This window comes from Marivirga aurantiaca (assembly GCF_016679925.1).
Classification (GTDB): domain Bacteria; phylum Bacteroidota; class Bacteroidia; order Cytophagales; family Cyclobacteriaceae; genus Marivirga; species Marivirga aurantiaca.
On record NZ_JAEQBW010000012.1, the window covers coordinates 1 to 26365 of the forward strand.

Here is a 26365-nt window from a genome sequence, read left to right on the forward strand (position 1 = left end):
AGACCTTAGTTGGGTTTTGTGATAAATTTGTTGTTGAACCGAGTGAATATTATAATGCCTCAGAAGTATTCTTTGATATTTCGAGGAAACTAATTCGTCAGGAAGAATTGCTTAATGAATAAAATACTAAAGTTGCCAACATCACCTATGAATGAATGGGGGTTTATAGGTAAGGATAGTTTGGCGGCTCTTGGAAAGTCCGCCACGAGTTGTATATTTATTAATCGTTGTGGCTCTGAGAAGATGGCAAGCTTAGTGTTTTCTAAGCCCCACTCATCATAGCCAGGCGTTGGCATCCATTATGGAACTCAAAAAATTAATCAAAATCAGCAATTTCATTTATCTGCTTACCTTAGTTGTGATAATACCTTTGTATCTAGTGATTTATGCAGCTTCTGGCCATAGGTTTAACTTCACAAACGAGGATATTTTTTGGATCTCTATCGTTTCAGGTGCTATCCTGACTTTCTTCATCAACAGAATTAGGAACAATTTCATCAGTAGACTATTTGTAGGAATTTTAGCAACAATCATTCTATTTGGTGCTACTCAAATAGCGTGGAGTCAATTGAACTTTAAATTCGGAGATGATGGAGGATTGGTTGTAGTAATTTTACTAACTGTTTGGCCCATTATCTTTCTCATTGCTAATGTTCTATTCATCTATTCACTCTTCTTACGACCTCCCTTGAATTCCTAATCTTTGTAATAAATGAACACCAAGAGATACATATACATTGTTGGAACCTTAGGAAACTTAATCCTAGTAATTAAATATTACTGGGACATGAACACGATCAACTGTGAACCCTGCCTTCCCAATTCTCCGTGTCCGCCATGTAGAACAGAATATATGGACAATTTTTGGATATATTTTGTAATATGGAATCTGATAGGGTTTGTATATTTCGAAATTAGAAAAAGGACTAGAAAGGATGCGAACACCAACTATGAATGAATGGGGTTTCATCAGTCAGGAAAGTTTGGCGGTACTTGGAAAATCAGCCACAATGTTTAAATTTATTAATTGCTGTGGCTGTGCAAGTTTAGTGCTTTCTAAGCTAAGCCCCACTCATCATAGCCTTAGCGTTGTAAAGCATTTGGGTACGGTAAAGAGATTGACAAGGAGATACTCCATAGCTAAACTAATGTTTCTTTAAAGCGCTTTTTCTTTTGGGAAATCCCTAAAATAACGTATTATTGAAACTGATTTTAATCTATACAAAATTGAAGTTCATATTTAAACCGATACTCAACCTGGAGGTAACCAGATTTGAATTATTGAATTTGCAGCCCATCTTTGACTGTTAGTGATACGCTGAAATTAACATGGTGATAAAGCTTTTATGCTTCACTATTTTTCAGATAGTTAGCTCATTAACTATTTTTCTTATCACAATACATTTTAAAATCAATGCAAAAATATATTATAGCTATACATGGTGGTGCCGGCACTATCTTAAAAAAACATTTATCTCTGGAACAAGAAACAGCATATCATGAGGCTTTAAGAGAAGCTTTGGAATTAGGACATGAGGTTTTGAATAAGAAAGGTACTGCTATTGAAGCCGTAACTCAAGCTGTAGAATCTATGGAAGATAGCCCACTATTTAATGCAGGAAAAGGTGCTGTATATTCCAATGAAGGAAAGAATGAAATGGAAGCTTCCATTATGGAGGGGAAAAATTTAAATGCAGGAGCAGTTGCCGGCATAAGCAACATTAAAAATCCTATTCAGCTTGCTAAGACAATTTTACACGATCCCGAATTTGTTTACCTGATTGGTCATGGGGCTGAAGAATATGCCGAAAAAAGAAAGCTCGACAAGGTGTCATCTGAATATTTTCGAACTAAGTTTAGAGAAGAGCAATGGTTAGCGGCAAAGAGTGAAGGTAAAGTAATTTTAGATCATGATGCCGACAAAAAGTTTGGTACAGTAGGGGCAGTTGCTTTGGATAGTTTTGGCGATTTGGCAGCAGCTACCTCCACAGGTGGCTTAACCAATAAAAAATATGGCCGGATTGGAGATAGCTCTGTAATAGGAAGTGGAACTTATGCCAATAATAATACCTGTGCTATTTCCTGCACAGGTTATGGAGAATATTTTCTAAGAGCCGTTGTAGCTTATGATGTGGCCTGTCTGATGGATTATAAAGGATTAAGTTTAGCTGATGCCTGCCATGAAGTAGTGATGGGAAAATTAGTGAAAATGAGGGGAGAAGGCGGTCTAATAGCTGTTGACGCCAAAGGGAACTATCAGTTTAGCTTTAATTCCGAAGGGATGTACCGTGGAGTTGTTGGCTCTGAAGTAAAATTGGGAACTTATATTTTTAAATAATGAGCGAGGGTTTATCAACAGCGTAAGCTTATCAAAGGATCATAATCGCATCGGATACTCTTGATAAATGCTCCAATGTTCGAAAACCAAATAAACTTTGCTCGAGAAAGTGGGTGGGAGGACAAAAAGGCGGGGAGTGCTTGGAATTGCAGCGTGGAAGCATCTTTTTGTCTTGATTTTTTCAATCTTTTGTATCAAGACAAAAGATGAAGAATAAAATTTGGTTTAAAAATGTATAAAATTTAAGTTAAATATTAAATGAAATTCCTGTTTTCTGAGGTTTTGTACTTTGATTTAAATTTAAAGAAACACTAATAAAAGCAAGGATACCCAGTTTATAGGTGAAATTTATTTTTCATGAGAAGCCCACATCATCTGAAACCATTGTAATGATAATGTAATTATCTTTGTATGGTTACTTAGCTATTCCGAATTGAGGATCTAAATGAAATTTAAGCTTCTTTCCACTTTGGGGATGGAGGAAATGAATATATGCTGCATGAAGCTTTAACCTATCAGCTTTGGTACCGTAAAGTTTATCTCCTACAATTGGCCTGTTCAAACCATCAGGATGAGCAGCGTGAACCCGAAGTTGGTGCGTTCTGCCACTAATAGGAGTAAACTGCACCATCGTATGATTTTCGCTACGCTCTAATACTTTCCATAGTGTTTTAGCCGGTCTCCCCGTATCAAAACACACTTTCTGCATGGGACGGTTATTTTCATCCACTGTAAGAGGTAAATGAATAGCACCTGAATCTCCTTCAACTATTCCTTCAAGCACGGCTAAATAAGTTTTTTTGATAGTTCGCTGAATAAACTGGCTTTGTATGACTTTGTAAATTTCTTTTGTTTTTGTAATAATCATTAGTCCGGAAGTAAGCTTATCCAACCGATGCGCTACCAATGGACCGGTAGCTTCGGGGAACATTTGCTGCATGCGTGTAAATACAGAATCTTTGATTTCTTTAGCTGGTGTGGTAAGCAGTCCGGACGGCTTATTAATGACCAATAAATAATCATCTTCATAAAGGATATTAATTTCCTTGTCATCTGCAGAATAACTGAGCATAGGATCATCTTCTACAGAAAGTCCTTCCAGCATATGAGCCAATATAGGTTTACACTTACCGCTACAGGCAGGATAATACCTGCCTTCTTTTCGAAGTTCGGCTTTTGGAGCCTTCCCCCACCAAAATTCCCCCATTGCCAATGGCTTCATTTGGTTTTCAAACGCATATTGCAAAAGTTTTGGAGCAGCACAATCTCCCGCACCTCCCGGAGGTGGGCCCGACTCTTCAAATATTTCACTTAAGCTTTTTACGTCTCCTTTTATATTTAAAAATTGATACTGATTAAATAGTTGTTGTTGCAAATCAGCTGAGGTATTTTTGCGCTCGGTTTTGAGAGCATTGATTTTATTTTCATAAACATCCACTTTTGATTGAATAGCGGAAATTCTACTATTTAAGCTTTCCCTCAATTGTTTATAATTGTAATGGTTGGCAATGCTTTCATATTCCAGTTTTTTTTGAAGCTCCTCAAATTCTTCGGGAGTCATATTTTGTCGAGCCACTTCACGTTGGCTCTTCCGATCCATCTTAGCCGAATGCTTCAGTTGCTGTTGCGCCTCCAGTTCGGTGGTAACAAGTGCTTTCTCCTGCTTTAATAAATCCAACAGTTCCAAATATTCAGGATCATTTTCCAGTGCAACCACTTGTTGGTTGATTTCAAACAACTGGTTCTCCCCTTTTTTAAAAAAACCATTCTTATGAAGGCGATCGTGGATAGGAGGAACAAAATTAAGCGCATGTTCATAATGCTCCACCTGACCAGAAAAGGCCGTAAGATAACCCAGCTCGTTGTGCTTATTCCGAACTACCAGCACCCCATACATCTTTCCTCCAATTTCCTGCCCATTATAGTTGACTTTCAATTGTTCCTGCACTTCTTTAGCTGCCAGTTCAGTCAACGGATGAGGCTCATAAGAAAATGGGAAAGTAAACTTTTCAGGCAACTTATAAACTACTGATTGCTTGAAAGCTATAAAGTGATTATCGGACATTTTATTACGCTACTTGATTTTTATGTCTCTTAGTTTTTCCAGTTATGAGACTAGTGCTAACCAACTGCAAAAGTAAGGATATTTATGCAGGATTATGATTGTAAGCTTAAGCTATTTGAAGTGATGATAGATACTAACTTTCGGTCATCAACTTTTGATTTCAATCTTCATTTGGTATAGGTAATAATAAATTGCTATTTAGGGCTTGCTTAAAAACAGATTTTGATAGCAAAAATGGAGTTTATATTATTTTAATCAATGATTATTTAGCAATAGTTTTTCAGCAAGTGCAAGCTTTTATAAAGTTAATGTTCATATTATTTACACTAAAAAATCAAAATCTGATTTTTTAGTGCTCAAGCCTCAAGCACCTCATCTACTTCCTGGGCTTCAGCTCGAAGTATAAACATACATTTTCACTTTGCCCAGTTGTATAACTTGTCCCGGGAAAACGGGATAAGGCACTTGAGACTTTTTAAGCAGGCCCTATTTAATTGTTAAGCCCACTCAAAAAATAATACGGGGGGAATTAACAATAACATAGCCAGAATGGTAAAGGCTATAATAATAGGAAGTGACCATTTCAGCCATTTTTCATAGGGAATTTTGGCAATGGACAATACACCCATTGTCACACCGCTAGTGGGGATTATAAGATTGGAAATACCATCTCCAAACTGAAAGGCCAATACTGCAGTTTGCCTGCCAATCCCCAATAAATCACTTAATGGCGCCATAATAGGCATAGTTAATGCGGCTTGTCCTGAACCCGAGGGTAAAAAGAAATTGAACAGACTTTGAACCAAAAACATGACCTGAATAGATAAATAACCCGGCATGCCATCAGCCAAGCCCGCAAGATTATATAAAATAGTATCAATAATTTTACCATCTGTAGCCAAAATCAACATTCCTTTTGATAAAGCTACTACTAAAGCAGCCGGCATTAAATCCTTTGCACCCTCTATAAATGCATCAATAGTTTTCTGCATTTTTAATCTACCCAAAACAGCTGAAAATATTCCCAAGCCTACAAACAATGCGGCAATTTCATTAATATACCAATCCCATTCATTCACTCCATAAATAAGTAGGACGATGGTCAAGGCGAATAATATGAGTATTATTTTTCTTAAAATAGTAAAGGAAACTTGCTCCGGGGCAGCATTTAAAGAAGCATTGGTATGGTAGGGTGTAATTCGGTTTCTATCCAATAAAAAACAATAACGCAATATGAAAATATTAACAGCAACTGTGAAACAAAGCCACACAACCAATCGGTATTCCATTCCGCTAAAAGGGGTGAGTTCAGCTATTCCTTGTGCCACACCTATAGTAAATGGGTTAGCAAATGCCCCGGCAAAACCGGCTCCGGCTCCTAAAAAAGGAATGGCCACACCTACTAACACATCATAATTTAAAGCACGTGCCAATGGAATAGTGATTAAAATAAATACCAAAACCTCCTCACTCATTCCAAATGTGGCTCCGGCCAATGAAAATAAGGTAATAATAATGGGCAGAATCCACTTTTTGGAAGCAGGATATCGATAACTATAGCTTACCACGTACTGCAAAGCTGCATCTATAGCTCCTGTTGCATTAATGATAGAAAAAGCTCCTCCTACCAACAATATAAAAGCAATGATTTGGGCTGCGGACTGGAAACCCGCTATGGGAGCTTGTAACAAATCAAACAACCCTTGGGGCTCAGCCTCCACAAAAGAAAAAGAATCCGGATCAATTACTTCCCTGCCATTCACTACTTCCCTTTGATACTCCCCTGCCGGAATAAGCCATGTGAGCAATGTAAATATGACCAATATGGTAAATATAATAATGAGGGTATCCGGAAGCTTCTTTATCATTGTGACAGTTTAAATTTTTCAGAAGGAAGATAAATATTCAATTGGATATTTTCGGCACCCATTATTCCAGTTTTATGTTTTGTTGTTCCAGATTTATTTTCAAAAGTAATCACTTGCCACTCACCATACACTGTTGCGCTGTCATTTTTGACATAAATAGCAGTAGATTCATCAATTCCTATTCCTTTATGATCAGGCATTTCCATAATTGCTGTCAACAATCTATTGTATCTACTTCTATAAACAAAGTGCTGATCTATGATGATACGCTGTGGCAACAAAGCTAAGCCCGAGTCAAATATGATATTATCCTTCTCTATTGTTCTAAAAGTGGGTTGGTAATCAGGGTGCTTTTTCTCATCTCCTGTAATCATCAGATGGCTCATAACTGCCGCCCCTGCACTAGTGCCGGCTATTACAGCTCCGTTTTCATAAGCAATTTTTATAGCTTTTCTTTCAGATTCAGATAGTGCCTCCATGAGTTTTCGCTGGTCACCACCAGCCAAATAGATTAAAGAAGCTTTAGAAAGACTGTTCTTTTCTGTATGGGAAAGAACAGTGTAATCTTTCATGTGGTGAATTCCTCTTTCCTGAAATTGTAAGTTGGCGTAGTAAAAAGCAGAATCATCGGCCGATGCCATAGGCAGAATAAATCCTTTCCCTTCTTTTATACTTGAAACTTTCACCAGGGCATCTATCATTTCTGCAGGCCTGGAGCCTCCACCTATGATGAAAAGGCCTCCTTTAGAAGATTCACTAATGTCGTTTGTATCAATTTCTGTGTTTTTTTCCGGCTGGCAGGAAAAAGACAAAAGAATAATAAAGAGTAATATATGTTTTATCATTATTCAAAAAAAATAAAGTCGGAAGAAAATCTTCCGGCTTCAAAACTAACCATTTATTTAAAAATCCAAAGCAATACCTCTCGGAGATCCTTCTGCAACTAGCACTGTTTCAAGGTCTGAACCATCAAAATTAGCACTTCTGATGCGCTTAGCATCTCTATCGGACCAGTATACTTTGCCTTCATCTGTATTCACAGCTATACCATAAGATCTACTTCCATTCGCTCCTATAGCTTCAAGAGAGGCTATCGTTTTTATATCAGAGTTATCATTTAAGCTTACACTTTTAAGTCTATTATCATTTGGATCATCATAAATGGCCTGATCGCCAAAGTAGAGTCTTTCATTTACAGGATCAATACCCAAAGCATATCCCCAACTACCTGAAACAAACACTTCCAGACCTGAGCCGTTGGTATTTGCCCTGTAAATATTTTCCCCTACAGGAGGCACATCAACATCAGAAACATACATTTTCCCTGCATGAACTACTATACCTTCTGGCAAGCTTAAACCTGTAAGAACAGTCTCAACGGCTCCTGAACCATCCATATTGGCACGCTGTACTGTTCCATCTGTTCTGTTGGTCCAATAAGCTTTACCGGCTTCCACATCCAAAGTCACACTACCTATTCCGCTCAGCCCTTCAAACAATATTTCAGTTTCAGTTCCATCAAGGTTCATCCTTTTTAGCTGTAGATTATCATCATCGGCATAATAAATTTTAGCACCTGATCTATCAATTGCCAATCCGTTTCCAAAGCCATTAACTTCTTTGTTAACATTTGTAAGGCCAACCCCTACTATTTGCAGTAGATCTGTATCCATATAATACAAATTGAAATCTATATTAATAGGCTGCAAAACAGCTACGTCTTTGGTGAGATTTTTAATTTCACCACTTGCAGATGTTATCAATACCAATTTCACATCATACTCGCCAAAGTTTTCATACTGATGCTCAGGCGATTCTTCTGTAGAAGTTGTTCCGTCTCCAAAAGACCAGGTGTAAGTCACAGAACCTGCATTCTCAGGCACTATGGACTCGTTATTGAATTTCAGAGTTTTTTGCTCCGCATCCAATACTTCAACAGAAAACTTTGGGACTGTGCTTGCCTGGGGCACAGGAAAATCATCATCAATAGATGTACAGGCCCCAAGCATTACAGTAAAGAAAAAATAAATTAAATATCTCATGGAGAGCAATTAATTTGTTTTCACAATAAACATTCCTCTATTTACCTTGGCTTCTTCAACAGAAAGCAACGTTTCTATCTCTGTTCCGTCTCTATTGGCTCTTTTAATAGTACCGTCTCTTGTAGACCAGTAAATTTTGTCTGCTTCATAATCTAATGCTATGCCATAGGTGTAATCATCAGTATCAACAACCTGCTGCATATCAGTACCATCAAATTCAGTGCTTAATAAAGTATTGGAATCTGCATTATCAAAAATTAATCGATTATTTTCGGTATCAACTATTACAGAATAACCAAATCCTCCTTCAGAATAATCTAATAACCTTTCTACAGTATTACCATCTGCACTAGCTTTCCAAAGTGCTTCAGCATCAAATTCTACACAAGTAAAATAAAGTTGGCCATTGTGGTAAGTCAAGCCTTCCGGTAAAAATGATTCCGGCATAAATTCCGCCCCTTCAATTGCTGTAGCCATAGCTGTAGAATCATAAAGAACTGTTTTTTCACCTGTACTGATATTAACAGAAAGAATTTCATCAGCACCTCTATCTGCAACAAATAAAACAGAAGCATCTTCATTTATGGCTAAACCTCTTGGACCCATTAAACCTTCTGCAATAATTTCCTGTCCGCTTCCATCAATGTTTACCCTTACTACCTGACCATTATCATCATCACTATAATATACTTTTTGGTTTGCTTCATCAAAAAACACCTGAATAGCATAACCTGTAGTTTCAAATGCTGTTTCAATAGTGGTTTCTAATCCTAAGCCTGATATCTTCTGCATGGTAAAAACATCTCCAGTATTATCTGCAAAATATACTTCGACTGGCTCAGCCTGTGGTTCAGGTGCCGTAACAGTAATAGGATTAGTTACAGTTATACTTCCTCCTTCCCCTTTAGCTATTAAAGTAACAGAATAATCTCCTGCACTTTCATATGTATGAACTGCAGTAGCACCTGTACCTGTACCACCATCACCAAACGACCATTCAAATGTGTCTGCATTTTCAGATGTGGAAGTAAAGTTTACAACCTCTCCTACTTCAGGGGCCTCTGGGCTAAAGCTAAAGCTAGCAGTTGGTTCAGGTGTAGCTTCTTCATTATCATCATCATTACATGCTGGAAACAACACCACACTTAATCCCAAAAACAGGGACCATAACATCGGGAAATTTAATATCCTTTTCATATTTTCTATTGTTTAGTTTAATTTTTTGTTTTAATAATCTGCATTTTGAACCATATCCGGATGGTTATTGGTATTCAATTCAGATTGTGGAATAGGGAATAGAAGTTTATTCGGATTGGTGATTTCCAAGACCTCCATAGCACGATCAGTTCTTACTAAATCATGCCATCTATGGCCTTCAAAAGCTAGTTCTTTTCTTCTTTCTAAAGCAATTGCCCTCCTTAAGATTTCCTGGTTTGTAGCATCAAGCGGGCCGACATCAGCTAATCCTGCCCTGTCACGGATGGCATTCAGGAAATCGAATGCTTCCGAATTAGCATCATACGATTGTTCATTAATAGCCTCTGCAGCTACCATGTACATTTCCGCTAATCGAACAACTATCCAACTATCATTTTCATTTTGAAGGTTATTGTATTTATTGGCATAATAGTCTCCATTAGATTCCCCAACAGAAACAGTAAAGCGATTATCACCTGTTTGATATAATTCAAAAATCTCCTCAGTAGCAGCTGCTTCGTATCTTCCCGCTGCCAATAACCATTTGGCTATGGGATTTATATCATTATCGTTGACGAAATCTATTTGAAAGATTATTTCTTCGCTAGGGCTATTTTCATCAAAAATGGCTTCGTAATCCGGATCAAGCTCTAATCCAAACTCATTGATGACAGACTTAGCATAAGCTTCAGCTGCAGGCCAATCCTCCTGATAAAGTTTTACCCTGGCAAGTAAAGCTAAAATTGTAGGTTCATCAACTTTCAAACCACTTCCTTTACCACTACCTTCCATTAGTTGTGCTGCTGTTTCTAAGTCATCAGAAATGAAAGTATAGGTTTCTGATTTAGATGCCCTGCCTATAAATAACTCCTCATTGGAGGCACCGGCAACAGGCTCATCTCTTAAAGGAACTCCACCGTACATACGAACCAAATTAAAATAACAAAGTGCGCGTACCGTTCTCATTTCTGCCTCTGTACGATTAATTTCAGCATCAGACAAACCGCTCACACTGCTTAAATTAACCAATACATTATTTACCCGATTAATCACATCAAAATGGGCGTTCCAAACAGCTTCCACATATATATTGTTGCTAAAGGAATCGTTATTATCAATGTTGATGTAATCTATTTTAGAACCTGCGGCCCTAAGATTATCTGCCGCTATATCAGCAATTACTACATAATCCAAAACGATTGCCCCGCTTTGTAATCCGTCATAAACACCATTTACAGCTGCATCTAAGCCTCTTTTATCTGTAATGGCATTTTCTGAAAGAATGGTATCATAGGGTGGATCCACATCTAACATTTCACATGAAGTAATCCAAAAGCAGATCAGCGTCAGAAAGTATATATTTTTATTTTTTTTCATTTTCTTGATCATTTAGAATGAAATATTTATACCTGCCGTATACATTTTTGGCACAGGAAAAGTGAAGAAATCAGTACCTTTACGAATTCCACTTGTACCTGAATAATTCACATCAGGGTCCATGCCGGAATAAGGGGTAAGGGTTAAAATATTTTGTGCGCTTGCATAAATGCGTACATTGGTGAGTTTAATTTTGGAAATCCATTCAACAGGGAATCTATAACCCAATGTAATATTCCTTAACCGAAAGAAAGATCCATCCTCAATATAATGTGAGGTAATTTCATTATTAAACCTTCCATTAATTTTAGGCACATTGGTTATATCTCCAGGCTCACGCCACCTCCTGTCAATCCTGGTAGCCTGATTATCGTTACTACCCAAATTCATGTTTTCTGTGTATTGGCGTGTTCCGTTAAAAATATCATTACCATAGCTAAACTGGCTTACAATAGATAAATCAATGTTTTTATAGTTCAGGTTTGTACTAATACCGCCTGTAAAATCAGGATTAGGGTCCCCAACTATTTGCTGATCCTGATCATTGGTCAATCCATCCCTATTGACATCCTCCATTACTAATTCGCCTGTTGAAGGATCAACTCCTAATGATTTCAGCATATAAAAAACACCAATAGGCTGTCCTTCAATTAATGCGTTATTTCCTCTTCCTTGATTAATGATTGGCTGCCCTTCATATAGTGAAAGAATTTTATTTCTATTTATTGAGATATTTGCGTTGGTTGTCCATTGAAAGTCATCATTGGACAATAAAGTACCGTTTAAGGCAAATTCCAGTCCTCTGTTCTCCAGCTCCCCTATATTCTGATCGAAACCTGCATAGCCAGACGAGCCCGGAAGTGGTCTGAATTGTAGAAAATCGGTGGTTACATTGTAATAGGCATCTGCCGTCAATTGTAGCTTTCCTGATAGAAATGCCATATCCATTCCCACATTAGTATTGGTGGTAACTTCCCAACTTAAATCCGGGTTAGGAATTTGAACAGGTATAATCCCTGGTTGTGAATTGTAATTAAAACCTGATCCGTAAAGAGATAAAAATCTGGCCCTACCTATTTGATCATTACCTAGCTTACCATAGCCCAAACGCAATTTAAGATCATTAAATATACTTTGGTTTTGCATAAAGCTTTCCTCTATTAACCTCCATCCAACTGAAACTCCGGGAAGAACCTGGTATCGGTTATCTGGGGCAATATTGGAGCTTCCATCTGCCCTTACATTAAGAGTAAGTATATACTTATCTTTAAAAGCATACATCAAACGACCAAAAAATGAGTTGATGGCATATTCGCTTCCGCTTGCAGTTGCACTTTCGATATTACCTGCTCCTGAAATATACCTTAAATCATTAGTAGGAAAATTATTGGCTCTAATAAAGTCAAATCTGTCATTTATAATTTCAAAACTTGACCCCACCAAGGCAGTAATATCATGCGCTTTATTAATGTACTTATTATATTCTAAAGTAGAATTTTGAACAAGTTTGGTTACTCTTGTATTGGCACTGACACCAATTCCTCCACTTTGCGCACCTCTTCGAGTAGTTGTTGGCTCATACCTTCTTTCCATTAGGTGATAATAATCTAAGCCCACCTGATTTCTGAATTTTAAGTCGTCAGTAATACGATAGTCCCAACCTATGTTAAACAAGGTTCTGAATGACTCTGCTACATTATCTGCTTCCGAACCATTAGCTACAGGATTATCCCAAAAACCCTGCTCCACATAATTGCCGTTTTCATCATAAATGGGATCAACAGGTGGTTTAGAGATAGCATTAGGTAACACACCATTAATGGTTTGATCACCCGGCACCCTATTATTTTCAGAAAAGCTAATGTTTAATTTAGTGTCTATGCTTAGTTTATTATTTACTTTATGATCTAAATTTAACCTTCCGCTATAACGTGTATAGTCTGTACCGATAATGATTCCTTCCTGATCAAAAATCGAGGTTGAAGCATAAAATTTTGTCTTTTCCCCACCACCTGATGCGGTTAACTGATGATTTTGGATAGGGGCGATACGAAGGACAGCATCCTGCCAATCTGTATCTACAGGATTATTATTGATTTGTTCCTCAGAATAAACTTCAGGTCGTTCCTCATCTGCAGCAATATCATTTACATATTGCTTAAACTGGCCGGCATCCAATAAATCCAGTTTTTTATAGATTTGTTGAGTGCCATAATAAGAGTTCAGGCTAAATTTTGTCGCGCCTTTTTCTCCTGATTTGGTTGTAATCAATACTACTCCATTAGCACCTCTTGCTCCATAAATAGCAGAAGCAGAGGCATCTTTAAGTATAGAGATAGATTCAATATCATTAGGATTCAGATCGGAAATGGCACTGATCCCTTGGCCTTCATAACTAATTTGACCGAGATTTTCCGAAGTAATTGGAACGCCATCGACCACATATAAAGGCTGGGTACCTCCTGAAATAGAATTTTGACCCCTCACCTGAATGGATAATGCTGCTCCGGGAGTGCCGGAATTCTGATTCACTTGTACACCTGCTACTTTTCCCTGTAAAGAAGAGCTTATATCAGGATTGATAGTATTTGAAAGTTCCTTGGAATCAGCTTGAGCAACTGAACCTGTCAATAATTTTCTATCCACAGAACCATACCCTACAACTACTACTTCAGAAAGCTGCGAAACATCAGATTTTAATTTCACATCAATTGTTGTCCTGCCATTTACTGGTATTTCCTCAGTTTTCATACCTATAAAGGAATAGAGCAGCACGTCATCTTTGCCGGCATTTAATTGATACTTGCCCTCAAGATCGGTCGTTGTTCCTGCTCCTGAACCCTTGACTATTACATTAACACCTGGCAATGGTATGTTATCTTCAGTGGAACTGACGGTTCCTTTTACAGTTATGGACTGTGCATTTATCTCAACAGCAAATACACATATAGCCCAAAAAGCCATAAGCAACTTGATAAAAGTTCTCATAAAAAAATTGTTATTATTGAATTATAAATTCCCTAAATAGTAATGGAGGTTACTTTTCATGATTTTGAAAAGTGTCAGAATGGAAATGCTACTAACAATCAAATATTGGCTGCAAATTCATTAAGGTTAATGATTTACGCGCTTGCACAGGAATGGCTTTAGAGCTTCTATATATATTATTTGGTCTCATCCGTATGTAATATTAAATATATCCTAAATAAAAAGCAAATTGAAATGATTAGTTTTTTATCATTTTATTTACATAATATAAGTTATCATTTTTCTTTTTAATAATTATTAGATAGTGTCCATCAGAAAGATGATTTAAATTTATATGGTTATCCCTAATTGTATCTTTCTTTATAAATACTAGTTTCCCATTTGTATTAAAAATATTAATTTCCTCTATTTCAGATAGTGGTAAATTTATTCTAATAATATCTTTTACCGGGTTATTCAATAAAATATTATCATACAGTACAGTATCCAAATTAGAAAGTACTGTTTCCTCCTCCAACTCATAATCTTCCTGCTCTTTTTCTTCTACAGCACCTAATAAAATATCAGTATTTCGGGAAATTTTGAAAGTCAAGCTATCAAAGGCATATTGCATTCTGCTTATATTACCATTTACAGTTTGGGAAGTTTGTTCATAAAGTGTACTTCCATTATGTATTATTACAGAAGGCAAATTGCCACCAGTTTTTAACACTGCTTCTGATGACTCAGTCACTATATAAGAAAAATATGAATTGCCGGTTAAATATATTCCATATGATAATTCTTCAGTTAAAATACGATCAACTAATGAGGAGCTTATGTTTTCGTAAAAATCCTTTGCATCTATTTCAAATGATTTAGAAATTATATTGATATCAGAAAGTAAATTAAGACCTTCATCAAAAATTAAATCATTATAATAAGCGTTAAAAGGATCCGAATAAATATTAGTGCTATAACTTTTTCCTACCTGCTGAACTATATCACCTAGGAAAATGCTACTCACATTATTTCTTTTTAAATGATTAAGCAATAGCTCTCCTGTAGGCCCACCTGAAAAGAAATTGTTTATTTGAATACCATCTAAAATAAGGATCAAGCCAGACTGCCGAATGAGATTTCGTAAGCCCGCTTTATCTTCACCATTATTTTCAGATGAAGTAGTGATTATAAAAACCTTCCGGTTTTGGTTTTCTTCAAAATAGTCTTTGTAGGATTCAGCTAAATTATCATCCTCATCAGCTAAAATTATAATATTACCATCCATTAAATTACTTTGCAAAACTTCAGTCAGTAAAGATTCGTTGTCGGAAATGGATTTTACTCCTGAACCAAATACTTGATAATAAGCCCCATTCATAATTGGATCAGAGCTCTTTGCCAATGTTCTATCGCTTATTTTCCCCAGATTTAAATCATAGGTTTGACCATGAGTCAATTGTGCAGACTTAATTTCAGAATCAGTGATTTGATTATTCTCTATATCAAATTTTTCTGGAAAATAAATGGAAGCCGCTCCTGTGCCATAAACAGTCCCTAATCCTTCAGAATCAATACATAAAGACGTTTTATCATCAACACCAATTCCTGTAATCATTTCTCCTTGTTGACCAAACCAATGGGCCAAAAATCCAATAAGGCGTGCAGTTCTACCTCTTTCAACAAAGTGTGTATCAAAAATATAGTGCGGATAAAAAGAAAGAAAATCATTATTTAAGGTAAAATACTGACTGTTGATATTCTCTAAGGCATCTATTGGATAGACTGACCCTGCTTCTGCGGTAAATATTACACCTGATAAAATAGCCATGCCGGCACTTGTTCCACCAATTACACCGCCTCTATTGTAAATAGTTTCAATTGCCTGCTGGACAGAGGTGTTCTTATAGAATTCATAATATTTTGATTGATCACCTCCTTTAAAAAACAAGGCATCATATTCACTAAGTTGGTTAAACATAGCTGAAGTTGCTGCCTCGGCTCTTGAACTTATTTTTATATTGTCTGCCTCAGCCGCTCCTAAACTCTTAAAATAATTAGGAAGCCATTCATCTGCTTCATTATAACTAATAATGCCAATTTTTTTATTTGAAGCATTCTCCACCATCCAGCTATAAGGTAGATCACTCCAGCCTCCATTACTTTCGGATCCTCCACCTACTAACATGAGATTACCTTGCGAGAAATTTGAAAAAGGAACAAATAAAAAGCTTCCTATAAAGAAGATGATTTTTTTAAACATAGATAAATTATTAATAATACAAATAAATCTTCCGGGGAGGAAAAGTATTATTAACAATCAAAAATAGGCTGCAATCCACGTAACTGTAGAGATTTCGATTGAAAAAAATCGAAATTATGAAGAACAATCCTGTAGTGCTTTATTAATTGCATAGTGCTAATTAAACAAAAAAACCGAATCATCAAAATAATTCGGTTTTAGAATCCAAAAAAAGGAAATCATATATGGGTATGCGATTGAATAGAAAAACTTTCACCACACCCTATTTATTTCACTAATCTGATTTGACATAAATTCTCTTTATGGTATAATAGTATAAGATTGAGTAACTACCACTTCTTCTAGATTATCACGAGAGGTCCCACATAAACAAGTTGCTTCAATTGTCTGTGTTGTTCCGATTGCTGATTGGTTCCAAGTAATTGACAATGTTTTATTAGTTACACTTCCCCATAAAGTAGCGCCTGAAGGGATTGAACTCCAGCGTAAAAATCTACAATCGCCAGGAATTGAACTCCCGGATACTACAAATGCTTGGTCTCTTCCAGCACTATTTGGAATTTGATGAGTTGTTATTGAGGTAATTCCCAAATTGTAATTATTGATTACAATAAAGGTCATTAAAGATAAAATTAATAATTTCATGATTTATAAAGTTAAGATTAAACATTTTTGAATCTAGGAATTAATAGAAATAAAAAAAAACCGAATCATCAAAATAATTCGGTTTTTTTCTAATAAAATAGAATCATATTTTGACTCAAGAGCCAAGTACAGCTATATTGAGAAACTTTCACCACAACCGCAAGTACGCGTGGCATTTGGGTTCACAAACTGAAAGCCTTTTCCGTTTAATCCATCAGAAAAATCCAAAGTGGTTCCTAATAGGTAAAGCATACTTTTTTTATCCACCAAAAGCTTAATGCCTTTGTCTTCAAAAATCTCATCTCCATCCTTAAGGCTTTCGTCAAAACTTAAGTCGTACATTAATCCTGAACAACCTCCGCCTTTAACTGAAACCCTAACATTGGATTCAGGTGTATGACCTTCTTCTATTTTCAACTTTGATAATCTGGTTTTTGCACTATCTGTTACTGTAATCATGGTGTTATCTATTTTAAGATACCGGATTTAAAACTACGCTAAATACTGTGATGGTATTACGGTCCCTCCCATAATAAAGTTTATCCAGGCAATCCAGTATATTGCTTGCCCTGAAATAGGACGTATGCAACACACGTTCATCCTTTGTCATCCACTGAACTGTATAAGGACTTTCCTGTTCCCTGTAATTCCTGACATACTCCATCATTTTCTTTAAGGCATCTACTTTATCAAAGCCTAGCTCGGAATGAAAAAGGAACGATTGATTATGCCTTGGATTAATAGTAATCAAATCAAGTTTGGTTTTACCCTCCTGATTACTAAACTCAAAAACAAGTTCACTACTATTCAGCCCCAAATAGCTTTTTATTTCCTTTTGGAGTCTGGCACTCTCAATATGTACATCTGTGGATGTTTCCATCATCAGTTCTAATTTAAGTAAAAAACGATATTAATTCAATGATATGCATTCAACTTTTTTATCCATCAAAAAGTTTCTGCATTTTTGCAAAGTTAATGAATATACATGAAGAATAAAGATTACATGATGTTAAAGGTAGAACATATTGGTATAGCTGTGCGGGAAATGGAAAAATCAAAAGATTTGTTTTCTAAATTATTCAATAAAACTGCCTATAAAGAAGAGGCTGTGGAATCAGAGGGAGTTATTACGAGTTTTTTCCAAATGGGTGAAACTAAAATAGAACTTCTGGAAGCCAGCAATGACAACAGTCCTATTGCCAAATTTATTCAGAAAAAAGGTGAAGGCATCCATCATATAGCTTATGAAGTAGAAGATATTGAGTTGGAAATGGAAAGACTCAAAAATGAAGGCTTTACCCTGATTAATGATAAACCAAAGAAAGGTGCCGATAACAAAATGGTATGTTTTCTACATCCAAAAGATACTAATGGCGTATTGATAGAACTATGCCAGGAAATCAGAACTATTGATGCTGAATAGAATTGTAGTGTTTCAGTTTTTTCTTCCCTTTTCTAGTCTGGAAAGAGGATTTATTACAAGCTGAGAACAAAAAAAGTCCCAATAATAAAAAAAGGAAAAGTCTTAAAGCCTTGGTTTTCATACCACAAAAATAAGGATTCTAATTATAACGACAAAATATTTAAAATGAGCGATTCATCAGATAGAACGGAAATAAAGAAGTTAGGGGAATTTGGTTTGATTGACAAAATCTCAGGAAATTTCATCAATAAAAACAGTAATACTGTTAAAGGAATTGGAGATGATGCCGCTGTTTTGGATATGGGCACTCATTATCAGTTAATTTCTACCGATATGTTGGTGGAAGGTATCCATTTTGACCTTTCTTATTTTCCTTTACACCATTTAGGTTATAAATCTGTTGCGGTAAATGTATCAGACATTGCTGCCATGAATGGTATAGCTGAGCAGATTACAGTAAGCCTGGCGCTAAGCAATCGCTTTTCACTCGAAGCTATTGATGCATTCTACGAAGGCGTGAAAGCTGCCTGTGAAGCTTACAATGTAGATTTGGTGGGTGGAGATACCACTGCTTCTAAAGCCGGACTGGTGATATCAGTAACTGCAATAGGCAAAGTAGAAAAAGGCAAAGTAGCCTATCGATCCGGAGCCAAATTAAATGACATTATTTGTGTAACAGGTGACCTGGGTGCTGCCTATATGGGCTTGCAGGTATTGGAAAGAGAAAAACAAGTATTTCTGGAAAATCCGGATATGCAGCCCCAACTGGATAAATATACTTATATAGTTGGCAGGCAACTGAAGCCTGAAGCCCGTATGGACCTGGTGCACGAACTGTTGGATTTAAATATTGTTCCAAGTTCAATGATAGATATATCGGATGGATTGGCCTCCGAATTACACCATATCGCTACTCAATCAGGTGTAGGCTTAAACATCCATGAGGACAAACTTCCATTTGCCAGTGCTATGCAGGAAGCAGCTATTGAGTTTAAGCTAGACCCGAACACAGCCATTTTAAATGGCGGGGAAGATTATGAATTACTCTTTACCATATCGCAAGGAGACTTTGAAAAAGTAAAGAATCATCCTGACATTCATTTCATAGGTTATATCAATGAAAAATCCAATGGCTTGAATTTAGTCACCAATAATGGCAACCCGATTCCATTGAAGGCACAGGGCTGGGATCATTTTAGTTAAAAAAAAGAGTTGGTAACTTTCCCAAAGTTTAAAACTTTGGGAAAGTTACCAACTCTATTGATTGCACTCTCTTTTCCTCACCAGAAAAATCCTGTTCCAAACCTGAGATAAATTCAAACCCTCTAATGGAAGACCCTCTGTAATTTAGAGACTCCATATCACCCCTACTTTTTTACTTCTCGAATGATAAATAGATGGTAAAGGTATCCTCTAAGCGTATTGCTGCGTAAAATATATTAAATCAAACCCCATCTCAATCTATATCACTAGGAAATGGCTTCAGCAAAGAAGAAAAGTACAGGAAGCAAAATATTGAAAGTTACAGGCATTATCTCTGCCGTTATATTTGGCCTAATCCTTATAGTTACTATACTTTTCTTAACTGTACTGGAACCCTACACTGAACGCTTATTAAAAAAACAAGTCACTCAAAACACAAAAGGATTATATGAATTAGATTTTGAGGATTTAGACATCAATCTCTTGTCAACTACTATCCGCTTAAATAATATAAAGCTGACTTACGACTCCACAAAACATCAAAAACTGAAAGCAAAAAGTGAAGCTGGTTCTTTCCTATTGGATGTTAAAACTGATGAATTAGAAGTTTCAGGAATCAATGTACTAGATTACCTGATCAGGTCCCGTATCAACATCCACTCTATATTAATTGATCAACCAGAGGTGAAGATGATTCATGACACAGGTGTAATTCAAAAGAAAAAGAAACAGGATATTAGCGAGACTATTAATTCCATTGGAATTGACAATTTCGATTTGCAAGATGCTCAAATTTCCTACCATAAATATGAAAAGAAGGAAGAGGCTGTTCACAAAATACCTCAGCTAAATGTAAAAGTAAGCGATTTTATAGCTGATTCGTTTGACAAGGAGGATATTCGGGAGATGATTGATATGGATGATTTATTTATCAGCTTAAAAAACCAATCCTTCACCACATCTAATAATGTGTACAATTTGAAATTTGACCTTTTCAGTTATTCAATAGCTGAACAACAATTAAAGCTTGAAGCTTTTTCAGCCATAGGAGATCATAAAGAAATGGCCGGGCCTATGATAGCTCCCGAAATTCAAGTCCCGCTTTTAAAAATGGACGGTCTTGAATTAATGGAAGCTTTAAAAACTAAAAAACTACATCTTGACGAATTACTAATAGATAGTACCTTCGTTAAACTTTATGAAATCCCCGATCTTGACATCACTGTAACAGATGTTTATCGTGCCCTGGCGCAATTGTTTGAAGTTACGGAAATAGATAATTTAAATATTAACCGAAGCAAGGTCAGTATGTATTCCAGGGAAAACAAAGACGTACTAATACAAAAAATAGAGCATGTGGACCTCTTGTTGGAAGAGGTTTCTTTTGATTCCCTTAGTGTTTTTGACCCCAGAAATAATCTCGCTTTGCAGCAATTGACATTAAAAGTAGAAGATTACATTTTACAGCCGGAAGAAAGCCCTTACACTTTCACATTAGCCCAACTGGACATGAACACAAAGAAAGACCATCTTAAACTGAGAGATTTAAAGCTTTCATCGGATATCACGAAAAACAAACAACTAAGGTATAGTTCAGGAAAGGCAAGCGCACAATTAGTCGATTTTACAATTCCAGAAATACAATTTGGTGGTATTGATATGATCCGCGCTTTTAAGCATTCGAATCTGGATATAAATAAAATAGCTATTCTAAATCCTACAGCCAGTATTGCCAAAGCTTTTGAACAAAAATCTTCGGGCAATGAATTTTCCCCAGAAGATATTTACAATAGCTTTTCATTTTTTGTGAAAGAAATTAATATTCAGGAGTTTTTGATATCAAATGCTGAGTTAAGTCAATACCCAACAGAATATAAGGTACATAAGCTTCATCATATAGAGCAAGCAAGGCTCAGTTTGAGCGGTATCCATTTTGACTCAGCTATAGCCTATCATAATAAAACTTATGCTCCTATAGAGGAAATATTTTTGGGGTTAAACCACTATTCATATACTACTCCAGGCAATGCAAAATCTTTTCAAATGGGGCCTTTAAGCTACTCCAGCAATCAGGAAAATTTAGAAATAAATAATATTCAATACGAATCACGTCCTGAGCTACCAATAAATAAGGCTGATTCTTTGATAATTTCCGCAGGACATTTTTCTATTTCCAATTTTAATATTGTTGAGGCCTTCAATAAAGGGAGCTTGCAAATGGGAGAAATTCTGCTACAAAGTCCGGATATATATGTTAGTAGAGGTATAAAGCCAAAACAGACCAATTCTGAAGAAAGCCAAAGTTCTGAGACGATCCCTGGAGAAGAAATATTCCAATGGATTAATCCTATAAGTGTGGAATCAATAAGGATAGTTGATGGAACCGCTGATTATATAGAAAGATTAGCTGATGTGACAAATTTCCAGAATCTGCAGGGCTTTTTAGTAGAAGTAAACCAGCTGAAACTTACTCCCGAAAATATTAAAAACACTGAAAACATCATACCTGTAGACAATATAATAGTAAAGGCTAAAAATTACACCTTCCACTCACCTGACAGCATTTATACCGTAACCTTGGATAGTTTATTTTATGCCTCTGATGAAGGTAATTTAAAGGCCAATCATTTTCAGCTAAGGCCTGATTATAAATTACATGAGTATAGAGTAGAAAATGAAATTGATAATTCTCATCGCAACTTATTTGAGATATCTTCAGATCAATTTAGCATTAAGAAATTTGACCTCATCAATGCTTACAATACAGGCTTGTATACTTTCGGAGAAGTCTTACTGACAGCTCCTGATGTTTCCATTCTCCAGAATAAGCAGGTGGTCAATTACCAGCAAAAAATGGATTCTATTGGTCAGCAATCAAATGAGAAACAACAAAGCAAAGATTCAGAAAACCTGAAACAAGATAATACTGAAGAAAAGATTGATGAGGATATACAAAAACAAATAGATGAATATGTAAGCATATTTAAAATAGACAGTTTACGTATTGAGGAAGGCAAATTCTTACTTGAAATACTTAAAAATGATAGTGTAAGGGAGAGTCAGGAACTGGAGCATCTTTCATTACTTGTAGAAAACCTTCAACTTTCAGATTTGGAAGCACATGATCTGACAGATATATTCTCAGTAGATGATATTGATTTATTATTAAAGGACTACAATTTCATCACCCCTGATAGCCTTTATGAACTACGTGTAGATCAATTGAAAGCCTCTGTAAAGGGGCAATTTATTCATATTGACAGTATTAATTATCAGCCACTCTTCCTCATTGATGAATATACCGATAAGCTTGATTATGCTGAAGACCGTTTTGATGTTAAGATTGGGAGTATTGAAGTTGAAGGCATCAATTTTGACGAACTATTCAACAGGCAACATTTCATCATGGAAAAAATCCTTGTGGATGGCTTGAATGGAAGTATATACAGAGATAGCCGTGTGGAGCAGGATCCTAATAGGTACCCACCTACGATACAGCAATTTATAAAAGATTTCCCTGTGCCCCTTCAACTGGACACTCTTGCACTGGAAGATGGAGTAATAGTTTATTCAGAAATTTCTAAGGATGGCACCGGCCCGGGAGTTACTACCCTGGCAGATACCAGGTTTCAGATTTTCAATATTACTAATGACTCTCTGATTTACACAATGAAAGATACTCTGAAAGTAACTGCTTCCACTAGTTTTCTGGATGAAAGCAGATTAGAAATAGCTTTTGATTTCCATATGAATCATCCGGAAGATCTTTATACCTATGAAGGCTATCTGGAGCAAATGAAATTTGAAGCTTTCAACCCCTTATTTACCCATCTTCTGTTTGTAAAGATGGAAAGCGGAGTTATTGAAAAAATAGATTTTTCTGTCACAGCTACAAAACATAAATCTAAGGGAATGATGTCTTTTCCTTACAGAAACCTAAGGTTCAGGTTACTAAACAAAGAGGATCCGGGTCATCCGGGTTTTCTGTTAAAGGTTGCTAACTGGTCACTAAACCACTTACTTGTAAAATCAAACAACCCCGGCAACTTATTTAATATCTACAGAGAGGGGAAAATTTCCGTTGAAAGAAACTACAGTAAATCAGTTTTTAACCATATGGGCAACTCACTCCTTAGCGGACTGATCTCCAGCACAATTCCTGAACCAATAGAAACAATCTTTGGCGTAATCGGCCTTCCTTAGAAATTACGATAAATTAAGTTGACTAGATTCTTAATCCTCAGGATAAGGAATAAATACAAAATTAGTAAAGTTGTTATCGATGACAAATAAGCAACAAAACTCATCCGGGTCTTTGTAGGAGGCTTTAAAGTCTTCCATTTTTTCCTCTGCTATAATCTTACGTTGCACAAATTCGTCCAGATAGGTAATATGATAATTCCATTTCAGATTGAGTTCCTGTGCACCTATCAATAATTTACCGATTGGTTGTTCTACTTTACAAATGGGAAAAATGGGATAATCAGAAAACCCTCTTTTACGAACAGCATAAGAAGCTTCCTTAAGTGTATCGGATACAAAAACAAAGTCTTCGGTAATGGTTCCTAAATATTTTCCACTTATTTCAGGATTATTGTCCATTGATATTCTCTTTACTTATTAAAATTACATCATTGCGTTATCCGCAAAACTAAAAAACTGATCTTCAGCAAAAATGATATGATCCAAAACAGGGATTTCCAAAATAGCACCTGCATCTTTCATTTTCTTTGTCAAACTGATATCCTGCTTACTAGGTTGCTTATTTCCGGAAGGGTGGTTATGAGCTAAAATAATCCCTGAAGCCAACTGCTCTATCGCTTCCTTGAATATCATCTTCACGTCTGCCACAGTTCCGGAAATCCCTCCACTACTTACTCTTTTAAGTTGGATCAGTTGATTGGCCCTGTTCAATAAAATAATCCAAAACTCTTCATGGGGCAAATCCAGCAAGTGGGGTTTCAATACATTAAATGCATCAGTTGAGCCGGTAATTTTAGGTTTTTTATTGACCGCTGTTTCTTTCCTCCTTCTGCCAAGCTCCAGTGCCGCCATAATAGAAATAGCTTTTGCTTCACCAATCCCTCTGAATTTCATCAAATCCTTCACTGAATATTTAGCTAAAACATTCAGGTTGTTGTTGGCCGCTCCTAAAATATTCTTCCCTACATCAATAGCCGAAAGTGACTTTGTACCAGAACCAATCAATATAGCTATCAGTTCTGCATCACTAAGTACTTCCCTGCCTTTTGCCAACAGTTTTTCCCGTGGACGATCTGCCTCAGCCCATGTTTTAATTGTGGTTATTGGACTATATTCTTCTTCCATTTTTCCTGTTTTTAAAAGGAAAAGTTAAAAAATTACCACAAACTAAAAAAGCCTCAACCGATATAGTTGAGGCTCTAAATATCTTAAAGCTTAAAAATTAAGCTAAACTAGCTACGTGTTTTGCTAATTTAGATTTATTATTATCCGCTTTTTTCTTGTGGATAATGTTTTTCTTAGCCAGTTTATCCAACATAGAAGTAACACTTTTCAACAATTCCTCTGCTTTTGTTTTGTCAGTAGTTGCTCTTAGCTGACGCACATAAGTACGAGTAGTTTTCGCTTGATAACGATTACGCAAACGTTTTGAAGCGCTTGATCGAATTCTTTTTAATGCTGACTTGTGATTTGCCATGTGATTATATATTCAAATGTATTTCTTGCTTACTTTTTAGGATTGCAAATGTAATAGATTTCAGCCTATTTAACAAAAGCAATTTAGATAAAAATCAGATAAACTTCTTTTTGGTCAAAAAAAAGCCAAAGTCAATCGCTTTTATTAATCCCACTTAAAGTCAAATTTAGTAGAAAAACTTCAACCTAAGCTGGTTTTTATATTAAAATGACTTAAAAAGTGGACAACTTCAGTTGAATTATTATTTTTATAGTCATTTTCCAGTATTGAGCATTATTAAAAATGAAAAGAACCGCACTTACTATAGCAATAGTGATGCTATCCGGTTTCACTCAAATATCATTTCAAAATGAAAAGAAAGCGCTTTGGGGGTTTTATGGACATCAGCAGATAAACCGTATTGCTGTTTTCACCCTCCCTCCTGAAATGATTACGTTTTACAAAATGCATATTCAGTATATTACTGAAAATGCTGTAAACCCCGACAGGAGGAGATATGCTGTAAAAGGTGAAGCACCACGACATTATATAGATTTGGATGTTTATGGCGATAGCGCAGTTTATAAACTACCCCGCTTTTGGTTTGATGCAGTGGAAGAATATACTGAAGACACCTTAAAAGCTTACGGCATAGTTCCCTGGCATGTCCAATTCGTAACATATCAGCTTACAGAGGCTTTTAAAAAGCAGGATGTTGAAAACATTCTAAGAATTTCAGCGGATTTGGGCCATTACATTGCTGATGCCAATGTTCCTCTTCATACCACTGAAAATTATAATGGCCAGCTAAGCGGTCAGTATGGCATTCATGGATTTTGGGAGTCCCGGCTCCCTGAACTGTACGCTGATGATTATGATTTTTTTGTTGGTAAAGCAAATTATATTGAAAACACGCAGATAGAAATATGGGAAGCAGTGGAGCAGGCGCATTTATGCCTTGATTCTGTTTTCCAAATAGAAAAAAACCTGACAAAACAATTTAAAGCAGATGAAAAGTATAGCTCTGAATTGAGAGGCAATGTAAACATGAGAGTTTATTCACGAGATTTTTCCAAAGCCTATCATTTGGCTTTGGCAGGGCAGGTGGAAAGACAAATGCGTAATTCAATAAAAATGGTGGGGGATTTCTGGTACACAGCCTGGGTAAACGCAGGCCAACCTAACTTAAATGCTCTCCTGGATAATTATGTCCCGATTGAAAAAATAGAGGAATATGTAGAACCTGATAAGGACAATCCACTAAGGAACCATGAAAGCGGGATAGAATAACCATGCCCGGCAAAGGTACCAGGCATGG

General features: G+C 36.3%; 21 protein-coding genes. 6 read left to right on the forward strand and 15 right to left on the reverse strand.

Annotated features, from left to right (window positions below):
* Window positions 1-301: 301 nt before the first annotated feature.
* Together JKA74_RS17705 and JKA74_RS17710 are read left to right on the forward strand one after the other, a co-directional pair.
* Window positions 302-700 carry a hypothetical protein gene (locus tag JKA74_RS17705; protein WP_201432569.1) on the forward strand — a complete coding sequence of 133 codons (399 nt, stop codon included), beginning with the start codon at window positions 302-304 and terminating at the stop codon, window positions 698-700.
* A 714-nt stretch (window positions 701-1414) separates the two neighbouring features.
* Window positions 1415-2338: an isoaspartyl peptidase/L-asparaginase family protein gene (locus tag JKA74_RS17710; RefSeq protein ID WP_201432570.1), complete on the forward strand. Its 924-nt coding sequence runs from the start codon at window positions 1415-1417 to the stop codon at window positions 2336-2338.
* Window positions 2339-2753: 415 nt separating this feature from the next.
* On the opposite strand, the gene JKA74_RS17715 is transcribed toward JKA74_RS17710, so the two are convergent.
* The 11 genes from JKA74_RS17715 to JKA74_RS17765 form a co-directional block, all read right to left on the reverse strand.
* Window positions 2754-4403, reverse strand: a complete 1650-nt coding sequence (locus tag JKA74_RS17715; RefSeq protein ID WP_201432571.1) for an RluA family pseudouridine synthase — start codon at window positions 4401-4403, stop codon at window positions 2754-2756.
* Between the two features lie 497 nt (window positions 4404-4900).
* The gene (locus tag JKA74_RS17720) at window positions 4901-6271 is read right to left on the reverse strand and encodes a YfcC family protein (RefSeq protein ID WP_201432572.1); all 1371 of its coding nucleotides are present in this window, start codon (window positions 6269-6271) and stop codon (window positions 4901-4903) included.
* A complete protein-coding gene (locus JKA74_RS17725) occupies window positions 6268-7116 on the reverse strand; it encodes a cyanophycinase (RefSeq protein ID WP_201432573.1) in 849 nt (282 codons plus the stop codon). The genes JKA74_RS17720 and JKA74_RS17725 overlap by 4 nt, the downstream gene beginning before the upstream one ends.
* A gap of 57 nt (window positions 7117-7173) precedes the next feature.
* On the reverse strand, window positions 7174-8313 hold the full coding sequence (locus tag JKA74_RS17730; RefSeq protein ID WP_201432574.1) for a PKD domain-containing protein: 1140 nt from the start codon (window positions 8311-8313) through the stop codon (window positions 7174-7176).
* Between the two features lie 9 nt (window positions 8314-8322).
* Window positions 8323-9510 carry a PKD domain-containing protein gene (locus tag JKA74_RS17735; protein WP_201432575.1) on the reverse strand — a complete coding sequence of 396 codons (1188 nt, stop codon included), beginning with the start codon at window positions 9508-9510 and terminating at the stop codon, window positions 8323-8325.
* A 30-nt stretch (window positions 9511-9540) separates the two neighbouring features.
* A complete protein-coding gene (locus tag JKA74_RS17740) occupies window positions 9541-10887 on the reverse strand; it encodes a RagB/SusD family nutrient uptake outer membrane protein (protein ID WP_201432576.1) in 1347 nt (448 codons plus the stop codon).
* A 12-nt stretch (window positions 10888-10899) separates the two neighbouring features.
* The gene (locus JKA74_RS17745; protein ID WP_201432577.1) at window positions 10900-13875 is read right to left on the reverse strand and encodes a SusC/RagA family TonB-linked outer membrane protein; all 2976 of its coding nucleotides are present in this window, start codon (window positions 13873-13875) and stop codon (window positions 10900-10902) included.
* A gap of 238 nt (window positions 13876-14113) precedes the next feature.
* On the reverse strand, window positions 14114-16117 hold the full coding sequence (locus JKA74_RS17750; protein ID WP_201432578.1) for a Type 1 glutamine amidotransferase-like domain-containing protein: 2004 nt from the start codon (window positions 16115-16117) through the stop codon (window positions 14114-14116).
* Window positions 16118-16417: 300 nt separating this feature from the next.
* Entirely contained in the window at window positions 16418-16762 is a 345-nt protein-coding gene (locus tag JKA74_RS17755) for a hypothetical protein (protein ID WP_201432579.1), read from the reverse strand.
* Between the two features lie 132 nt (window positions 16763-16894).
* Complete coding sequence (locus tag JKA74_RS17760; protein WP_201432580.1) at window positions 16895-17221, reverse strand: HesB/IscA family protein; 327 nt, start codon at window positions 17219-17221, stop codon at window positions 16895-16897.
* Window positions 17222-17234: 13 nt separating this feature from the next.
* On the reverse strand, window positions 17235-17645 hold the full coding sequence (locus tag JKA74_RS17765; protein WP_236587911.1) for a hypothetical protein: 411 nt from the start codon (window positions 17643-17645) through the stop codon (window positions 17235-17237).
* 120 nt (window positions 17646-17765) lie between these two features.
* Between JKA74_RS17765 and mce the strand changes: the two genes are divergently transcribed.
* Window positions 17766-18185 carry a methylmalonyl-CoA epimerase gene (gene mce, locus JKA74_RS17770; RefSeq protein WP_201432660.1) on the forward strand — a complete coding sequence of 140 codons (420 nt, stop codon included), beginning with the start codon at window positions 17766-17768 and terminating at the stop codon, window positions 18183-18185.
* 165 nt (window positions 18186-18350) lie between these two features.
* Complete coding sequence (gene thiL / locus JKA74_RS17775) at window positions 18351-19388, forward strand: thiamine-phosphate kinase (protein WP_201432581.1); 1038 nt, start codon at window positions 18351-18353, stop codon at window positions 19386-19388.
* A 28-nt stretch (window positions 19389-19416) separates the two neighbouring features.
* Here thiL and JKA74_RS20905 read toward each other — a convergent pair whose 3' ends face one another.
* Window positions 19417-19545 (reverse strand): hypothetical protein, encoded by a 129-nt coding sequence (locus tag JKA74_RS20905; protein WP_262895946.1) that lies wholly within the window; start codon window positions 19543-19545, stop codon window positions 19417-19419.
* A 116-nt stretch (window positions 19546-19661) separates the two neighbouring features.
* On the opposite strand from JKA74_RS20905, the gene JKA74_RS17780 reads away from it, so the two are divergent.
* Entirely contained in the window at window positions 19662-23591 is a 3930-nt protein-coding gene (locus tag JKA74_RS17780) for an AsmA family protein (RefSeq protein WP_201432582.1), read from the forward strand.
* A 30-nt stretch (window positions 23592-23621) separates the two neighbouring features.
* On the opposite strand, the gene JKA74_RS17785 is transcribed toward JKA74_RS17780, so the two are convergent.
* The 3 genes from JKA74_RS17785 to rpsT form a co-directional block, all read right to left on the reverse strand.
* Complete coding sequence (locus tag JKA74_RS17785) at window positions 23622-23990, reverse strand: hypothetical protein (RefSeq protein ID WP_201432583.1); 369 nt, start codon at window positions 23988-23990, stop codon at window positions 23622-23624.
* Between the two features lie 24 nt (window positions 23991-24014).
* A complete protein-coding gene (gene radC / locus JKA74_RS17790) occupies window positions 24015-24716 on the reverse strand; it encodes a RadC family protein (RefSeq protein ID WP_201432584.1) in 702 nt (233 codons plus the stop codon).
* 97 nt (window positions 24717-24813) lie between these two features.
* A complete protein-coding gene (gene rpsT, locus JKA74_RS17795; protein WP_201432585.1) occupies window positions 24814-25068 on the reverse strand; it encodes a 30S ribosomal protein S20 in 255 nt (84 codons plus the stop codon).
* 282 nt (window positions 25069-25350) lie between these two features.
* Here rpsT and JKA74_RS17800 point away from each other — a divergent pair, with 282 nt between their 5' ends.
* On the forward strand, window positions 25351-26337 hold the full coding sequence (locus tag JKA74_RS17800) for a zinc dependent phospholipase C family protein (protein WP_201432586.1): 987 nt from the start codon (window positions 25351-25353) through the stop codon (window positions 26335-26337).
* The last annotated feature ends 28 nt before the right edge of the window (window positions 26338-26365 follow it).

What these genes read in the sequence shown, in the direction of transcription:
- JKA74_RS17705 (WP_201432569.1), top strand. Translation starts at nt 302, where the DNA reads ATGGAACTCAAAAAATTAATCAAAATCAGCAATTTCATTTATCTGCTT.
- JKA74_RS17710 (WP_201432570.1), top strand. Translation starts at nt 1,415, where the DNA reads ATGCAAAAATATATTATAGCTATACATGGTGGTGCCGGCACTATCTTA.
- JKA74_RS17715 (WP_201432571.1), bottom strand. Translation starts at nt 4,403, where the DNA reads ATGTCCGATAATCACTTTATAGCTTTCAAGCAATCAGTAGTTTATAAG.
- JKA74_RS17720 (WP_201432572.1), bottom strand. Translation starts at nt 6,271, where the DNA reads ATGATAAAGAAGCTTCCGGATACCCTCATTATTATATTTACCATATTG.
- JKA74_RS17725 (WP_201432573.1), bottom strand. Translation starts at nt 7,116, where the DNA reads ATGATAAAACATATATTACTCTTTATTATTCTTTTGTCTTTTTCCTGC.
- JKA74_RS17730 (WP_201432574.1), bottom strand. Translation starts at nt 8,313, where the DNA reads ATGAGATATTTAATTTATTTTTTCTTTACTGTAATGCTTGGGGCCTGT.
- JKA74_RS17735 (WP_201432575.1), bottom strand. Translation starts at nt 9,510, where the DNA reads ATGAAAAGGATATTAAATTTCCCGATGTTATGGTCCCTGTTTTTGGGA.
- JKA74_RS17740 (WP_201432576.1), bottom strand. Translation starts at nt 10,887, where the DNA reads ATGAAAAAAAATAAAAATATATACTTTCTGACGCTGATCTGCTTTTGG.
- JKA74_RS17745 (WP_201432577.1), bottom strand. Translation starts at nt 13,875, where the DNA reads ATGAGAACTTTTATCAAGTTGCTTATGGCTTTTTGGGCTATATGTGTA.
- JKA74_RS17750 (WP_201432578.1), bottom strand. Translation starts at nt 16,117, where the DNA reads ATGTTTAAAAAAATCATCTTCTTTATAGGAAGCTTTTTATTTGTTCCT.
- JKA74_RS17755 (WP_201432579.1), bottom strand. Translation starts at nt 16,762, where the DNA reads ATGAAATTATTAATTTTATCTTTAATGACCTTTATTGTAATCAATAAT.
- JKA74_RS17760 (WP_201432580.1), bottom strand. Translation starts at nt 17,221, where the DNA reads ATGATTACAGTAACAGATAGTGCAAAAACCAGATTATCAAAGTTGAAA.
- JKA74_RS17765 (WP_236587911.1), bottom strand. Translation starts at nt 17,645, where the DNA reads ATGATGGAAACATCCACAGATGTACATATTGAGAGTGCCAGACTCCAA.
- mce (WP_201432660.1), top strand. Translation starts at nt 17,766, where the DNA reads ATGATGTTAAAGGTAGAACATATTGGTATAGCTGTGCGGGAAATGGAA.
- thiL (WP_201432581.1), top strand. Translation starts at nt 18,351, where the DNA reads ATGAGCGATTCATCAGATAGAACGGAAATAAAGAAGTTAGGGGAATTT.
- JKA74_RS20905 (WP_262895946.1), bottom strand. Translation starts at nt 19,545, where the DNA reads ATGGAGTCTCTAAATTACAGAGGGTCTTCCATTAGAGGGTTTGAATTT.
- JKA74_RS17780 (WP_201432582.1), top strand. Translation starts at nt 19,662, where the DNA reads ATGGCTTCAGCAAAGAAGAAAAGTACAGGAAGCAAAATATTGAAAGTT.
- JKA74_RS17785 (WP_201432583.1), bottom strand. Translation starts at nt 23,990, where the DNA reads ATGGACAATAATCCTGAAATAAGTGGAAAATATTTAGGAACCATTACC.
- radC (WP_201432584.1), bottom strand. Translation starts at nt 24,716, where the DNA reads ATGGAAGAAGAATATAGTCCAATAACCACAATTAAAACATGGGCTGAG.
- rpsT (WP_201432585.1), bottom strand. Translation starts at nt 25,068, where the DNA reads ATGGCAAATCACAAGTCAGCATTAAAAAGAATTCGATCAAGCGCTTCA.
- JKA74_RS17800 (WP_201432586.1), top strand. Translation starts at nt 25,351, where the DNA reads ATGAAAAGAACCGCACTTACTATAGCAATAGTGATGCTATCCGGTTTC.